We start from the raw sequence: 15,933 nt of genomic DNA on the forward strand, positions 1-15,933 counted from the left end.
CCTTTTTGAAAGGGGCAGGCTCTTTTTTTGTCTAAAAAAAGCTCAACTCCAGAACGGATCCTGCTATTCGGGAGTTGAGCCGATGATCTTTACTGATTAATCTTAAAGTCATCAATATTCAATCTTGCACCGCTGGTTCCTGTTACGCTTATACGGAAGCGGACTGGTGAGTTTGAATTGACCGTGATGATTTCTTCAGTAAGAGTACTGCCACTGGTAGAAGAAGCCGTTATATCTGACCAGGATGCACCTTGATCTGTGGATATTTGCAGCTTCCAAAGAGCGCCTGTGTCACTGCCGAAATTAGCGTGGGAGAAGCTGACCGATTTGGCAGAAGTGGCATCAAAGTCCATAGTAATGGAACCTGCGGACTTGATTCTTGCGGATTGCGTCCCAGACTTTTTATCATTCGATAAATTGCCTAATAGGGCATTAGTGAACGTCCATGTACCGCTTGAAGTCGTAACATCACCGGTCGCATAGCTTCCTTTTGACCCTGACTCGAAGTCTTCACTTACGAGAGGGGCAGAAGAAACAGTTCCGGCATGGCTTCCTAAATTCGTAAAGGTATCAGTCGGATAGGAGGTCCATTGATTTGATGAATACGCAGCTGAACCTTTTGTGACAGCAGAGTCCCGGACGAGTGTGACGTCCTGTCCGTAAGTCACACCGGCAGTTCCGATTTGATCGATCGAAGCTGTATGATGTTTTAACGTGACAGTGTCATCTCCATTGAACGAAATGGAGGAATTCTGCATATCCGCAACAGTCAGAATAGACGCGTCTGCATTTGGATTTGCAATAACGAACACTTCTCCGCTTGCAAGAGTGCCTGATAAAGGAATGGAGCCTGATAGATTCGAAAGTTCCAGTGAATACTCTGACAAATCAATGGCTGATGATGAGCCATTGAAAATCTCAAGAGCCTTGTTGTAACCGGATCCTTCAACATATTCACTTAGGAAAACATGTTCTTCAGATGTTGTACCGCCCCCACCTGTAGACCCGCCGATATAGCCATAAGAGCCGGCTTTGAATGTAGAGGGATCATACCATTTGTACCCAGGGTCCGGTGAAGACCATGGTTCTGCTTGTGGTTCTGTAGAAGACGCCGGATCTTCCATGGATAATAGGGATGTTGGTTGATCCAATTGAAGTCCGCTCACTTGAGTCAGGTCCGTATAATTTTCCTGGGTTGAAAGCCAGTTGATCATGTTCACAAGCAGTGTGGAATCGTTTTGTTCCGTAAAGCCGTCATAAGTCGTCTTTGCTTGTCCCGTTTCTTCCCTTACGTATTTTGGAGTGGAGTCCTCTACTGGCGAAGAGTCCCCGATAAAGGCAGCCTTCCCAAGTCCCACTTTTGATACGGCCACGAATGGCCCTTCAGCTCTGCCGCCTCCATTATAAATGCCCTGATCCACAGCATATGACCACTTGGCAGTCGTTTGAGGGAGGTAGACGATCCCTTTTGCCTTCGCCGGATCCGTGACGGCAAGGGTGGACCCTGCATGCATGGCAACGGTGGAGACACCATTGGTAATGCCGAATGCCTGTGAAGGAGAGACAATATCATTGGCTGTTACGTTTCCGATGGCATTATAGCGAAAACGAACTCCGAAATTGGAAGAGAGCCAGTCGGAACTATTCACATTTTGCATGGCAGCTGAAGAAGCTTCTTCGGTGTTCATTCCTTTAGCAGGGTCTGCCCAAGCCCCTCTTCTATATCCATTGAAAATTTCTGAAGCATCAAAGCGATTCTTGTTCCGGTCTGCATTATAATGATCAGCAATGAAGAAGATACTTCCTCCATTTTGAACATATTGAAGCATGGCTGCCTGTTCAGAAGCCTTGTAAGGGATATTGGCTTCGCCGATGACAAATACATCATATGTACTCAAATCTTCTAACGTGATGGGAGTGTTTTTTCGTAATTCTTTCACATAATGGCCTTCGCCGGCAATGGCATTTGCAAAATCAGAGAAACCTCCATCAATGACCCAGTCAGCAGCCCCCGCCGTCTGGCCATGCGTATTATCAAAGAGGATCTTCTTTCCCGTTTCGGCCCCGATCGGCATGATGATGGGAGCGGGATCGGTCGGACCTTCTGCTTCTGCAGAGATGAATGGTGAAGCGAGTACTGAGGATGCTCCAAGAATCAATAGACTTGCCACAGAGAAAAGCTTTGTTTTTCTTTGGTTCATTTTAACAACATCTCCTATTCTTTTAGATTCTTCTAAACTTTACCAATGTTTCATTAATGGAGTGTGAAATAGAGATGTAATGATTTGCTTACTATTGAAATATTTCATACTTTTACTGGAAATAGGTAGGTCGCAGGTAGTGAAAGTTTCTATTTGTTGCTCCGGTTGGCCGAACGTTCCTCTCTGCAGATGAAACAGGTTTCATAGAACAAGCACAGTAATGATAATGGTTTCCCGTTGGCGCAGCTTGGTGTTTACACCACCTTTACAACAAGTGAAAATGGTTCTATTTAACTAAAAACTATTCATTTTCCACTTAAAATGCACATAGAATTCCTCTCCAACAGCTTCAAACCTTCTCTTAACTTTCCCTTAACATTATTTCAAAATAGTTTTACATTTGATTAATCTCCTATTTACTTTGGTTTCCTATGATGAGGGTGTAATACAAAAGCAAACAAAAATGATTCAAAACTAGGAGGAGACATCCATGAAAAAGAATGCATTGTTGAAGGTATTAACTGTAGGGGTGACTTCCACTTTCCTTATGGCGGGCTGTTCAGGGAACGATAACGCAGAAGGAAGCAAGATCGATACTAGTAATCTATCATTGAAACAAATAGAGAAGAAGGCAAAAGAAGAAGGGGAAGTGAACTCAGTCGGAATGCCGGACTCATGGGCGAACTGGGGACAGACGTGGAAGGATATCACAGAGAAGTATGATATCAAGCATACAGATACAGACATGTCGAGTGCTGAAGAGCTTGCGAAGTTTGAAACAGGAAATGTCGATGTAGGGGATGTCGGTGTGGCATTCGGACCTCTTGCTGAAGAGAAGGAACTGACGCTTCCATATAAACCGACGCACTGGGATGAAATTCCCGATTGGGCGAAAGATGACAATGGAGACTGGGTGGTCGGCTATACCGGAACCATGGCTTTCATTATCGATAAGAATAACGTGAAGAATCCTCCTTCTTCATGGAGTGACCTCCAAAAGGGTGACTATAAGGTGGATGTAGGTGACGTGATGAAAGCCAATCAGGCTCAATTCGCTGTCCTCGCAGCAGCCTTTGCAAACGGTGGGGACGAGAAGAATCTTGAACCGGGAATCGAATTCTTCCAGAAGCTCGCGAAGCAGGATCGCCTGCAGACGACGGATCCTTCCCTGACCTCTTTGGAAAAAGGGGAGACCGATGTTGCCATCGTATGGGATTTCAATGCACTGAACTACCGTGACCAAATCGATAAGGATCGCTTTGAAGTCGTGATTCCATCTGATTCATCTGTGGTGTCGGGATATGCGAATGTCATCAATAAAAATGCCAAGGATCCACACGCAGCGATGCTGACACGTGAATACATCCTTTCCGATGAAGGACAGGCGAACCTTGCCCGTGGATATGCAAGACCGATCCGTGAAGACGTGGAACTACCTGAAGATGCGAAAGCAAAGCTTCTGCCGGATAGCATGTATAAGAATGTACGACCGGTCGAGGATGCAGACGCATGGGAAAAGGCAACAAAAGCCCTTCCGCAAAAATGGCAGGAAGAAGTGTTGGTCCATGTCAACTAACGATAAGCTGATCTTCATCATGATCGACGGTCTTCGTTTTGATACGGCCGTGGACAATATGGGATACCTGCATCATTTGGTGGAAAAGGGACAGGCTTCTCGATTCAAGGTGATTTCAGAGGTGCCGAGCATGTCCAGGCCCCTTTACGAAGTCTTGTTGACAGGAACCCCCCCTTACCAAAATGGAATCACGTCCAATCAAATTGTCCGTGGCTCAAAGGAAGAGAGCATCTTTCACTTAACGAGTAAGCAAGGATTGAAGAATGCAACGGCAAGCTATCATTGGGTGAGTGAGCTCTATCATTCCGCTCCATTCAACCCAATGACGGACCGCATCAAGCTTGATGGGAATGGCCCGATTCAGAACGGGATCTTCTATTGGGAGGATCACTATCCCGATACGCATCTATTTGCCGATGCCAACTATATGAAATCGAAGAAAGATCCTGATTTCCTCTATATTCACAGCATGAATGTAGATGATGATGGACACAAATATACAGCGGATTCCGCCGGATACAGAAATCGTGTGATCGCCGTGGACGTCATGCTTGCTTCGATTCTTCCCGACTGGATTGAGGAAGGATACCAGATCATCATTTCTGCAGATCATGGAATGAACAAAGATGGTCAGCATGGAGGCACGACGAAGGAAGACCGGGAAGTTCCGTTATTCGTCATCAGTTCGAAACTCGAAGCGGGAATCTATGAAGAAGAAGTCCCGCAGCTTCAAATCGCACCATTCGTATGTAAACTATTAAACATTCAACCGTCACCTGCCATGCAGGAATTAACGATTCCAGGCCTCACTGAGGGTTTGTAGTCCTGCTCAGGGTGGATGGACGCATAGTCCCTTCACCCTGATGGCCTGGACAATGGTGTAAAAGGAGTGAATACTCATGAAAAAGAGGAAATCCGGTATTTTTCTCACGATGGTTCCTTTAGTGGTCTTTATTCTATTATTCTTAATCGTTCCATTGCTATCGATGATTCATGCCAGTTTTACAAAAGGTGGGGAAGCGTCTTTTTCCCTGGCGAACTATTTGGAAATCTTCACGAATCCCTATTACTATCAATCATTTAAAAATAGCATCATCATTTCGATATCATCTACCGTTGTGGCGATCATCCTGGCGCTTTTTGCCGCATACGCCATAACATTTTTTCACCAAAAGACACAGGACCGGATTCTCGTACTGGCAAATCTGACATCAAACTTCGCCGGAATTCCGTTATCCTTTGCATTTATCGTCTTATTGGGGAACAGCGGAGTATTCACGATTTTGGCAGAAAAACTGGATGTCGCTCTGTTGAGTCACTTTAATCTGTATTCCTGGACGGGCCTCATCCTGATTTATATTTATTTTCAACTGCCCCTGGCGGTCATGCTCCTGTTCCCGGCGTTCCATGGCATCAAGGAGCAGTGGCGGGAATCGGCTTATCTTCTCGGCGCGTCCCCGCTTATGTTTTGGAAGCGCATCGGGATTCCGATCCTTTTACCGAGCGTCGCGGGTACATCGAGCATTTTATTTGCCAATTCCATGGGTGCATATGCCTCTGCCTATGCACTCACAGGAAGCACCTATAACCTGGCCACAATCAGGATCGGAGCCCTGATCTCAGGTGATATCTTTGCCCAGCCGGAACTTGGGAGCGCCCTTGCCGTGTTACTGGGAGTCACGCTGATTGTCGCCATGCTCATCAATGAATGGCTCACTAGAAAGGTTAGGAGGGATGTCGGATGAAGAAAAGTCGTTTATCGTTCGTTCCCCTGGTCATTGTGTCTGCTTATTTAATCGTTCCACTATTAGCGACGTTTCTATACTCGATATCGACAAAGTGGAATCAAACGATTCTGCCTGAAGGAATCACGTTTAAATGGTACACGGAGCTATTCAGTGATGGAGCCTTTACATCAGCCATCCTCCGTTCCCTGGTGCTCTCTGGAGGGGCGACCGTCCTTTCCGCCCTTTTCATGGTACCGGCGATATTTGCCATAGTGGTGTATGCCCCGCGGTTGGAAAAAGGGCTGCAGGCGATTGTGCTTCTCACCTATGCCATGCCGGGAGTCATCATGGCAGTAGGGTTGTTAAGGGCCTATTCGAAAGTGGGGGTTCCCATGGTTCTGGTGACGATCGGTGCGTATTTCATCGGGATCATGCCCTATATGTATCAAGGAACCCGTAATAGTCTAAGGAATATTCATGCCGTATCCCTGATGGAATCGGCTGAACTGCTGGGGGCCTCTAAGGTATCGGCCTTCAGGAAAATCATCGTTCCCAATATCATGACGGGAATCCTGGTGTCAGCCCTCCTTTCATTCTCGATACTGTTCGGGGAATTCGTCCTGGCGAATTTATTGATCGGTGGCAGTTATGAAACGGTACAGATCTATTTGTATCAGCAATTAAAGAAAAGTGGTCACTTCTCCAGTGCCATCGTCGTCTGTTATTTCGTATTCATCAGCATCCTATCAAGCCTGGTTGTGAAATTTGCCCAGCGTAAAAAGGAGTCGTTCTAACATGAGCTATATCGCATTGAATCAAATCCAAAAATCCTTTGAAGGCCAGACGGTCATTCGAGATATGAACCTGGAGATCGAAAAGGGTGAGCTTGTGACGTTCCTGGGTCCAAGCGGCTGCGGGAAAAGTACGCTCCTCAGGATGATTGCAGGTCTTGTCACTCCGGAAGAAGGCTCCATTATGATTGACGGAAGAGATGTGACCAACGTCTCGCCGAAGGACAGAGGAGTGGGAATGGTGTTTCAATCGTATGCCCTGTTTCCCAATATGAATGTGTATGAAAATGTCGCCTTCGGATTGAAGATGAAGAAAATGGAGAAGGGCGAAATACATGAAAAAGTGATGAATATCATTGAACTGGTAGGACTGACCGGTAAGGAAAAGGCATATCCCCATGAATTATCAGGAGGGCAGCAGCAGAGGGTGGCTCTTGCGAGAAGTGTCGTAGTCGAGCCGAAAGTCCTGTTGTTGGATGAACCGCTCAGTGCCCTTGATGCCCAGATCCGAAAAAACCTTCAACAACTGTTGCGATCGATTCAGCAGCGACTCGGCATCACGATGATACTCGTGACCCATGACCAGGAAGAAGCCATGGTGGTGAGTGATCGAATCGTTCTTTTAAATAAGGGAGAAATGGTTCAAAACGGCCACCCACATGATATTTATATGAATCCGTCGACGGAATTTGCCGCTAGGTTCATTGGTCATTACAATGTCCTCGAGGCAGGTGAGCTCGATGCCCTACTGGGTCCGGCAACCATTCCTGACAGCAGGCTATATGCCATCCGGCCAGAAGCGTTTCAGAGAACGGAACCGGGAGATTCTTTTGCCATAAAAGCTGTAGTGAAAGACATCGCTGTATTAGGAAGCATCGTACGCTATACGTTAGAGTCGAGCTCTGTGACATTCTCTGCGGACTTGCTGCAGCAAAGAGAGACGGGACTGACGTCTGATGGTGAAGTCATGCTATATATCCAAAAAGAGGACGTGATTCCACTGACATGAGTGCATTTGCAGCGGACCGGCACAAATTAATAGAAGACATCCTTCAAGAGGATGAGAAGATATACGTCACCCAATTAGCAGAAAAAATGGGTGTGACGCCTGAAACCATTCGAAAAGATCTGGCGTTTCTGGAAAAAGAAAACCGTCTCACCCGTGTCCATGGAGGAGCGGTGAAATACGTCCCACCCGTGCAAGAACCATTGTTCCGGCAAAAGATGAATGTCCGGCTGGAGGAAAAACGGACGATCGGAAAACTTGCCTCCCGGTATGTACAGGACGGGGATACGATCATGTTGGACGTGGGGACCACCACCTATCAACTCGCCCATGCCCTCGCAGGGCTTCAGCGTATGACGATCGTCACCAATTCGCTCGCTGCAGCGGAAATCATCAATAAGAGCCTCGAAGCAAAGATCTTTGACGGAAAGCTTGTGATGCTTGGCGGGATGAGCAATCCTGAACAGAAATCGGTGGCAGGGGCATTGACCATCCAAATGCTCCGGCATTTTCAATTTGACAAAGTATTCCTGTCTTGCGGAGGAGTCACCATGACAGACATCTTCGACTATGATCTGGAAGAATCCCTCGTTTCTGAAACCGTCATGAAGCAGGGGAGTGAGATTTATCTTCTAGTCGATTCCTCCAAATTGAACTCTACTTCTTTTTGCCGGATTGGTTCCGTGGAGGATCTGGACTATGTGGTCTGTGATGCCCCGATGCCGAGGGAGTGGCAAAAAAATAAACATCGTAGACTTAAAAAATGGATTTCGCCTTAAGGAGGAGACCTCATGACTGTCGATTACCACGTACATCTGGAAGAAGGCCCCTATTCATTTCGCTGGCTAGAACGTACAAGCCGCGCACTTCAGCATTTTTATCCGATCCAAGAAGGAGTGCATCACCGCGACTGGATCAGGTCCAGCCACAATGCTTTGGGTGAAAGGTTAGAAAAAGGACCCTATTCACCCGAGTGGCTCGATCTGTATTTGCAAAAAGCCAAAGAAAGAAACCTGAGTGAAGTCGGAATCGTCGATCATTTATACCGTTTCAATGAGACGAGGGACTATTTCGAAAATCATATGGACATCAGCGAAACCGACTTGGGAAGAAAGCAGCATCGGTGGTTGAAGCAGGTGATGACCGAAAACATGGATGACTTTGTCGGATTCATCGAAAGTCAGAAAGCCAAGTGGGCGGATCACGGCATCCAGCTGAAGCTTGGAATGGAGGCAGACTTCTTCCCGGGTTCACATGACAGACTGAAAGAGCTGTTATCCAGGCATAATTGGGATTATGTCATCGGTTCGGTCCATTTCGTTGACGGCTGGGGCTTTGATAATCCTGAAGCCATCGATCAATTTGAGCGATATGATCTGGAAGAGTTGTACGGACGCTTCTTCCAAATCGTGGAGGAGGCCATCCGCAGCGGCTTATTTGACTTTGTCGCCCACCTCGATAATCTGAAAGTCTTCAACTTCAGACCGAATGAGGATAAACTTCTGCACCATTACCAAAAAATCGCGCGTGCACTGGTAGAAACCAATACAGCCACAGAAGTGAACGCTGGTTTGTTTTACCGTTATCCGATTAAAGAAATGTGCCCGAGCCCGAGCTTTTTGAAAGTGCTGGCTGAAGCCGGTGTGAGGTTTACCACTTCATCGGATTCCCACTTTCCGGATGATATCGGACTTTATGTGAGTGAAAATACTGAAGTAATCAAAAAGCTCGGAATTCATCAAGTAGCCACTTTTTAGAAAGGGTTTGGAGATAATCCAGATATGTTCTGGTTTGCAAAACTGCTCAGTCTTTTCGATTTAATAGATAAATAGATTGTGTGCCTGCCTCCCGGTTCATGAGCCGTGGGTGGCAGGCACTTTTTTTATCTTTTTTCCAGATCTTTTTCTCTAGCCGTGACCATTTGCCCAAGCTGTGAGTATCTAACTGGTGAAAGGAGGATGCAAAATATGGGGAATGCTGGAGATTATTTAATTGCGTTGGATGATGGTCATGGTCTTGGGACAGCTGGTAAACGGACGCCTTATATCCCGTCGATTGGGAGGAGGATCAGGGAAAATAAGTTCAATGAGAGAGTGACCATCTTTTTGAAGATGGAATTGGAGAGGTGCGGATTTCGGACGCTGTTGACGGCTCCTACTGATGCAGACACACCCCTGAAGGCCCGGACAGATGCAGCGAATTCATTGGGGGCCGATGCATTGATTTCCAATCACTTTAACGCCTTCGACGGGAAGTTTGATGGTTCAGGTAATGATCCTGAAGGGCATTCGATTCACGTTTATTACAATGATAGTGCGGACAGGAGACTTGCTGAACATATCGCGAAGTATTTGAAACAAGGAACGAAGCAAGTGTACCGGGGAATCATTGAACAGAATCTTCATATGACGAGGGAGTTCAATGGACCGGCTGTCCTTGTGGAGAATGGATTTTTGGATAATGAGAGGGAAGCGCTGCTCATGATCAACGAGGATTTTCAACGGGAAACGGGAAGGGAGCAGGCGCTTGGGGTATGTGATTTCTTCGGAGTGCCTTATGTGGCTGCTGGGAACCCGGGTAATGGGGGAACCACTCCCATATCAGACGTGCCGGGCAGTGGGGATGTCGTCGGTAAGCGTGTCGAGAGTATATACAGAGGGGCGGAAGGTCTTGATTTTTACAGCAGGCCGACCTTTGATGATACTTACCGTGTAGGAATCCTGAAGTACGGATACGGTTTTCCGACGATCGTACGGACATTAAAGGTGGAGGGGGCCGACATGTATGAGGTCAAAAACTCCAGGGGATATGTGTTTTATGTGACAGCATCTCCGAAATATGTAAAGGTGGTGGGAAGGGGGTAACCATGGCTCCTTTGATGCGACCCCGTAGCCATATCCCTGTTGCATTCCGCGTCCGTTTTTAATAAAGTATAGAGTTAGAGAGCTTTTTGAAGGAGGACGTAGAAATTGTCGAATATCAAACCAGAAACAATGGTTGCTACAATAGAAGAATTAGATCAGAAAGGATCGGGACAGGCCGTGATCTGGCGTGAGAATGAGCTCGGGAATCCGAAGAAGCTGAGACTCACGATCCCTCAGACCCTTATTGGGGAAAAGGTGAAAGTGACGGTCGATCAGCCGGACCGCAGAAGACGTAAGGCATTGGCGGATGAAATCCTGGAGGCGAACCCAGAACGTATCGCCCCGCCCTGCCCGCATTTTGAACGCTGCGGCGGTTGTGTATGGCAGCACTGGGACTATGAAGGTCAGCTGAAACACAAGACCGATCATGTGAAGGAAGCTTTAATAGGGCAGGGCTTTGATCCTGCACTCGTACGAGATACGATCGGAATGGACAACCCATGGCGTTACCGCAATAAAATGGAGTTTACGTTTTCACCTGAAGGAGAGCTTGGTCTGCATGAACAGGGGAACTTCCGTAAAATCATCTCTCTTGAAACGTGTTTGATCGCAAGTGAAGAAATGGTCGAAGCGACAATGGAAGTTGCCGATTGGGCAAAGGATCATGACTTAGAGGGGTATGACAAAGATAAGCATGAAGGGTTATTGCGCCATTTGATGGTTCGCCAATCGTTTGCGACGGGTGAATTGATGCTTGCTGTGTTCGCTACGGAAGCACCTGATGCCCACTCAGATGCGGTTAAAGATTTAATGAAACGTGTCGGAGAGAAATTCCCACATGTGAAGAGTCTATTATGGCTTGAGAACACGGCATGGGCTGACCGTACCCAGGCAGAGGACATCCACCTGCTTTCCGGCCGTGATTTCATTTATGACGAGATGGACGGTTATCAATTCCGCCTTTGGTTCGATACATTCTTCCAGACGAATCCGACGCAGGCACAGAAACTTGTGGACCTGGCGATTGAAATGGGACAGCCGAAGGAAACGGAGAAAATGATCGATCTTTTCTGTGGAGTCGGGACGTTCTCTCTCCCGTTTGCAAGCAGAGTGGGAGAGCTCGCCGGTATTGAAATCGTGGAAAGCTCCATCGAGTCCGCGAAGCGTAATGCCGATGATAATGGGATTTCCAATACCACGTTCCTTGCGAAAGATGCACGTAAAGGAATCGATCAGATGCTTGAGAGCTTCGGTCATCCACAGCTGTTGATGCTTGACCCGCCGCGTTCCGGTGCCGGTGGTAAAGTGATGAGACGGATCGGTCGCGCGAAACCGGAGCGCATCGTGTATGTTTCGTGTAACCCGGATACATTTGCGACGGACATCAAGGAACTCGAACCATTCGGATACACCCTTGATGCTGTTCAACCTGTCGACCTGTTCCCGCATACCGTTCACGTAGAATGTGTGGCGACACTGACATTGAATGCATAATAAAGGACATACTCCCTGTCCATAGTAAAATCCCTGCCCAACGAATATGGGCAGGGATTTTTTTTGAGGAACGGACCTCTAATGCACAACAGGATAAAAGAATTCAGTCCCGTTTAGAGGTCCGTCCCTCAAGATTCTTCTTTCAACGCCCTGGATTTGTTCGGAATGTTGGTGAGGTTCCATTTGGCGCCGTTTCCGTACGGGTCGGTGATGCTCACAATGGGGGCGACGAGGATCATTCCGGATACGGTGTTTTCGTTGTATTCGAAGTCTAGGTATCCGATGTTGGGTGCAATCTCTTCTCCCCAGAACCCGTAGATTTCTTGAATTTTTGATTTTTGGATGGCGGGGTTAAAGAGCACCTCGAGCTTGTAGCGAGAGCCCGGATTGACCCGGTTCACCTTGATCTGGAAATTCCCTTTTTCGTCCACGACCCCGGTGCTTTCCGTGACGTACTCCTCCGATTCTTCTCCCTGCCAGTTGATGACCCTTGCATAGGATTCGAATTCTCCGTAATCCTTGAGCCCGGCAAATAGGATACTATCTTCGGGAAGGTTGGATTGACCTTCAACGATGAGCTCTTTTTCTTGAAGAAGGACCGTTCCGGTTATTTCAATTCTTATTCCCGACGGCGCCGCCTGTTTTTGAGGGAGTTCCGTCGCCATTTCCACACGGCATCCCGTCAGAAGAATGAGGCAGGCAGAGAGAATGTAAATCATCCGGGTTCTCAATGAAATTCCTCCTTTGAAGTGCTCCTGAATGAAAATGGGTCTTCAAGGGTTGAAGAAGATGCCGGCTTATCAGGGGAGGTCCGTCCCTCACTCACAGGTATCGTTTCTTCCAACAGAACTTTCTTCAAGAACCTGGTGATTTCATTGATGCAAAAGATCGAAACGGCAAAAAAAGCGAGAGGGGTCATCACGAGCCATGTATGAAGAAAGACCATTTGTATATTGATGCTCATGGTGGCCGCCCACTCATTCGTGAAAGAGAAGTATTCCGGTATATGCTCCATGATCCCGAACTCCTCCGTTTTCAATCCACCGAGGCAGATATGAAGCACCCCCAGTTGAATGAGGAGGTAAAGAGTCTGGGAAACCTGTTCTGAAAACATGACCAGGGCATGACGGCTGAATTGAGGGCGAAGATGCCGTTTGATGATATGAAATCTGGTTGCCCCTATTTGCCTTGAGACGGAAATGAAGTCATTCTTCAAATATTCCTTCATTTCCTCACCCAGATACATGCCCAGTGATGGGATGACAATGATGGCGATCACCGCGACTTCAATGATCAAAAATTGAAACGAATACATCTCTCCCGCTTCAAAAGCAAGCTGAAGAGGGGTGAGAAGAACGTAGGCAATGATGGCAAGGGGGATGAAATTGAAGGTATCCCCGATTCCATTGATCATCTGTCTTATCCAGTCGGGAAGAAACGCATACAGTATCCCGAATGCGAAACCGCCGACCATTCGGAGAAGCGCAATGACGATAGCCGATAGGAGTGTATATTTCGCTCCGGCCAGGAGTAAATAAAATAAATTCCTCCCAAGTTTATCACTTCCGAGAGGGGTCATCTGCTCCATGGAATAAGGTGGATCTGCAATCACCCTTCCGGAATCATCCTTTAAATATGGAGGACCCGGCTCAAGGATATCCGGAAAGAGGGAAGGCACGATGAAACTTGATGAAAGCATGACAAGCAGAAAACCGAGGGGCAGCCAAAATCTGAATGATTTCAACATCCTCATGAACCGACCTCCTCTCCGGACAGCCATTTCTTCAGAATGACTGCGCCTAATGTAAACACGATGAAAAACGGTATGTAAATCATCAACATCCCAATAAAGAACGCAGTGGGAGTATTGATCGACATATCCAGAAGCACATTCATAAACCCGTTGATGTTAAACAGGATTTCGATAATCAACAGGTTCGATAGCATCAGCAGGAAGATCGGCTTGATATGATAATAGAAATGGACCCACACATTTCGGAACAGATGAACCCATATGGTATAAGCCTTGGAAAATCCCTTGGAATACGAATACTCTACATATGGTTGCTCTTCCTCTTCCCGAAGCTGAAACAAGAAATTCTTTGTTAAAAAAGCAATCGGCATGATGGCAAGACAAACAATGGGCAGCAGATAGATCTTTTCATCACCGAGAGTATAAATGTCGAACAGCAGAATATCGGTTTTCTTGAAAAACCAGACAATGAACAGCTGAATGAATACGATGATCATGACATCCGGCAGTGAATCCAGGGAATCCAGCAGGCGAAAGCATATGCGATACATTTTCTTTGGCAGTAACATGAACAAGTAGCTTAACAGAGACGAAGCAATGGCAGCCAGGAAGAAGGAAAGCAATAAGAGAGAAAACGAATAACCAAACAGTTGGAAGAACATTGGATAAATCGGGTAGCTTTTGGATTCCATGGGATCGCCGATCATGATGATGATGGAGGCGGGATCCAATAATCCACTGCCTATTTCCTTCAGGGTCTGCAGATATTTCCCCAGCATAATCACTAATTCATCATCGTAATCGAGTAACGAACCTGCTCCGCTGAAAAGGAATAACCCGATACACGTGAGAACAAATTGCATGGGAAGACCGATGAAATGAAATTTTCTCAGTAGAGACACCCCCAACCTCTTTTAGGATTAGTATAACTTTGTGTTACAAAAATTTCAAAATAATTTTAATTTTTACAATAATGTTAATTGACTGGTAGGTAGCTATTTGCATAGTTATCACAGTCAATGAAAATCCTATGAGTATGTGAACCTTACGAAAGGGTGGTTGAATGAAAGACGAGCATTTATTGACCCAGACGGTTGCCCACCATCAACACAAGAAGCGTAAGAAGCGGGAAGGAACGAAGCTAAGCTGGTGGCAGCTTTCCCTGATCGGCATCGGGTCCGTCATCGGCGCAGGTTTTTTTCTCGGTACAGGGTTATCCATTAAGACGGCAGGCCCGTCCATCCTGATCGATTATGTCATCGCCGGTGTGACGGCCTACTTTGTATTCAGTGCCCTGGCGGAAATGATCACGAATGATCCTCAAAAAGGGACGTTCCGTATTTACGCGAAGAAAGCATTCGGTCATTCTTTCGGATTTGTTTCGGGATGGATGTACTGGTTATCAGGCATCCTCATCATGTCCAGTGAAATCGTGGCGTTATCGACATTCACCCAATTTTGGTTTCCTCATATCCCTTTATGGATTTTTTCCATCTTATATGCTGCCTTCGGGTTTGGTATCAATCTGTTGGGAGCCAGCAACTTCGGGAAAATTGAATCGGTCTTTGCTGTGATTAAATTATCTACACTGCTGATTTTCATCGTATTCGGTGCTCTGCTTTTATTTCATATCATCACACCGAGTGAACTCGCATCCGCCAAGGACGCAGGCATTTCTCCCTTTATGCCCGAGGGGATCAAAGGGACGTGGGCGGCACTGATCTTTGTATTTTTCTCATTCGGGGGGATTGCGGTTCTCGGTATCGCATCTAATGAATTGCGTGATAAAAAAGATGTTCCGAAGGCCGGGAAGGGGACACTGTTCTCCCTTGTGACGGTCTATGTCCTGTCTTTGTTTTTTGTCATGAGCATGGTGTCCTGGACCAAGATCAATGAAACGGAAAGTCCATTTGTTACGGCACTCTCGGCTTACCATATCCCGTTCCTTGATTCGATTTTCAACATCATCATCATCAGTGCAGCCTTCTCGACGATGGTGGGGGCTCTTTTCTCAATCACGAATGTCATGATTTCTCTTGCTGTGGACGGGGACGCGCCGAAAGGATTCGCTGAAAAAAATGATCGGGGAGTGGCGGTGAAATCCTTGATGATCACAGCGGTCGGGCTCGGGATATCGATTCTCTTTTCCTTCCTTCTGCCAAATGAAGTGTATGAATATATCACCACAGCGGCAGGCGTTATGCTGATCCTGAACTGGGTCATTATCCTGGTTTCCCATATTAAGCTTCATCCGTCATACGATGCATCGAATGGGAAGTTTAAGATGTTTGGTTATCCCTTTACCTCCTACCTCGGGATCGCTTTGATTCTCCTGGCGATCTCAGGTGCCATGGTCCACGCGAATCAACGGATTGGATTGTTCATTTCATTAGGGTTGATCCTTGTGATTTATCTGTCTTATTGGGGTGTTTTCCGCAGGGGTCATAAAGGACATTAGGGGCAAAGAAAGGTATAATGTAGAAGAGATAAAAAGGAACTTCACCAAAAAATCATAGAAGGA

General features: G+C 46.7%; 14 protein-coding genes. 10 read left to right on the top strand and 4 right to left on the bottom strand.

Translation table 11 applies throughout. The features are described from left to right. Positions 1 to 89: 89 nt before the first annotated feature. Entirely contained in the window at positions 90 to 2,201 is a 2,112-nt protein-coding gene (locus CN378_RS19150; protein WP_098354080.1) for a lamin tail domain-containing protein, read from the bottom strand. Between the two features lie 490 nt (positions 2,202 to 2,691). On the opposite strand from CN378_RS19150, the gene CN378_RS19155 reads away from it, so the two are divergent. The 9 genes from CN378_RS19155 to rlmD all read left to right on the top strand — a co-directional run bounded on the left by CN378_RS19155 (position 2,692) and on the right by rlmD (position 11,659). Further along, entirely contained in the window at positions 2,692 to 3,777 is a 1,086-nt protein-coding gene (locus CN378_RS19155) for an ABC transporter substrate-binding protein (RefSeq protein WP_098354081.1), read from the top strand. After that, positions 3,767 to 4,600 carry an alkaline phosphatase family protein gene (locus CN378_RS19160; RefSeq protein WP_098354082.1) on the top strand — a complete coding sequence of 278 codons (834 nt, stop codon included), beginning with the start codon at positions 3,767 to 3,769 and terminating at the stop codon, positions 4,598 to 4,600. The genes CN378_RS19155 and CN378_RS19160 overlap by 11 nt, the downstream gene beginning before the upstream one ends. A 76-nt stretch (positions 4,601 to 4,676) precedes the next feature. Beyond that, on the top strand, positions 4,677 to 5,522 hold the full coding sequence (locus CN378_RS19165; protein WP_098354083.1) for an ABC transporter permease: 846 nt from the start codon (positions 4,677 to 4,679) through the stop codon (positions 5,520 to 5,522). Further along, positions 5,519 to 6,298 carry an ABC transporter permease gene (locus tag CN378_RS19170; RefSeq protein WP_098354084.1) on the top strand — a complete coding sequence of 260 codons (780 nt, stop codon included), beginning with the start codon at positions 5,519 to 5,521 and terminating at the stop codon, positions 6,296 to 6,298. The genes CN378_RS19165 and CN378_RS19170 overlap by 4 nt, the downstream gene beginning before the upstream one ends. A 1-nt stretch (position 6,299) precedes the next feature. Then, positions 6,300 to 7,304 (top strand): ABC transporter ATP-binding protein, encoded by a 1,005-nt coding sequence (locus CN378_RS19175; protein ID WP_098354085.1) that lies wholly within the window; start codon positions 6,300 to 6,302, stop codon positions 7,302 to 7,304. Next, a complete protein-coding gene (locus CN378_RS19180) occupies positions 7,301 to 8,080 on the top strand; it encodes a DeoR/GlpR family DNA-binding transcription regulator (RefSeq protein WP_098354086.1) in 780 nt (259 codons plus the stop codon). Before CN378_RS19175 ends, CN378_RS19180 begins: the two co-directional genes overlap by 4 nt. A gap of 12 nt (positions 8,081 to 8,092) precedes the next feature. Beyond that, entirely contained in the window at positions 8,093 to 9,058 is a 966-nt protein-coding gene (locus tag CN378_RS19185; protein ID WP_098354087.1) for a histidinol phosphate phosphatase domain-containing protein, read from the top strand. A gap of 210 nt (positions 9,059 to 9,268) precedes the next feature. Continuing rightward, positions 9,269 to 10,165 (top strand): N-acetylmuramoyl-L-alanine amidase family protein, encoded by an 897-nt coding sequence (locus CN378_RS19190; RefSeq protein ID WP_179884988.1) that lies wholly within the window; start codon positions 9,269 to 9,271, stop codon positions 10,163 to 10,165. Between the two features lie 129 nt (positions 10,166 to 10,294). Beyond that, on the top strand, positions 10,295 to 11,659 hold the full coding sequence (gene rlmD / locus CN378_RS19195) for a 23S rRNA (uracil(1939)-C(5))-methyltransferase RlmD (RefSeq protein ID WP_483295104.1): 1,365 nt from the start codon (positions 10,295 to 10,297) through the stop codon (positions 11,657 to 11,659). Positions 11,660 to 11,787: 128 nt separating this feature from the next. Here rlmD and CN378_RS19200 read toward each other — a convergent pair whose 3' ends face one another. From CN378_RS19200 to CN378_RS19210, 3 genes are read right to left on the bottom strand one after another with little or no spacing between them, the layout of a single operon-like run. After that, the gene (locus CN378_RS19200; RefSeq protein WP_098354090.1) at positions 11,788 to 12,390 is read right to left on the bottom strand and encodes a hypothetical protein; all 603 of its coding nucleotides are present in this window, start codon (positions 12,388 to 12,390) and stop codon (positions 11,788 to 11,790) included. Beyond that, a complete protein-coding gene (locus CN378_RS19205) occupies positions 12,387 to 13,412 on the bottom strand; it encodes an ABC transporter permease subunit (RefSeq protein ID WP_179884989.1) in 1,026 nt (341 codons plus the stop codon). The genes CN378_RS19200 and CN378_RS19205 overlap by 4 nt, the downstream gene beginning before the upstream one ends. Further along, positions 13,409 to 14,314 carry an ABC transporter permease subunit gene (locus CN378_RS19210; protein WP_098354092.1) on the bottom strand — a complete coding sequence of 302 codons (906 nt, stop codon included), beginning with the start codon at positions 14,312 to 14,314 and terminating at the stop codon, positions 13,409 to 13,411. Before CN378_RS19210 ends, CN378_RS19205 begins: the two co-directional genes overlap by 4 nt. Before the next feature lie 161 nt (positions 14,315 to 14,475). On the opposite strand from CN378_RS19210, the gene CN378_RS19215 reads away from it, so the two are divergent. After that, positions 14,476 to 15,870 carry an amino acid permease gene (locus CN378_RS19215; protein WP_098354093.1) on the top strand — a complete coding sequence of 465 codons (1,395 nt, stop codon included), beginning with the start codon at positions 14,476 to 14,478 and terminating at the stop codon, positions 15,868 to 15,870. The last annotated feature ends 63 nt before the right edge of the window (positions 15,871 to 15,933 follow it).

The sequence above is a fragment of the Bacillus sp. AFS015802 genome, from assembly GCF_002561455.1.
Taxonomy (GTDB): domain Bacteria; phylum Bacillota; class Bacilli; order Bacillales; family Bacillaceae_B; genus Rossellomorea.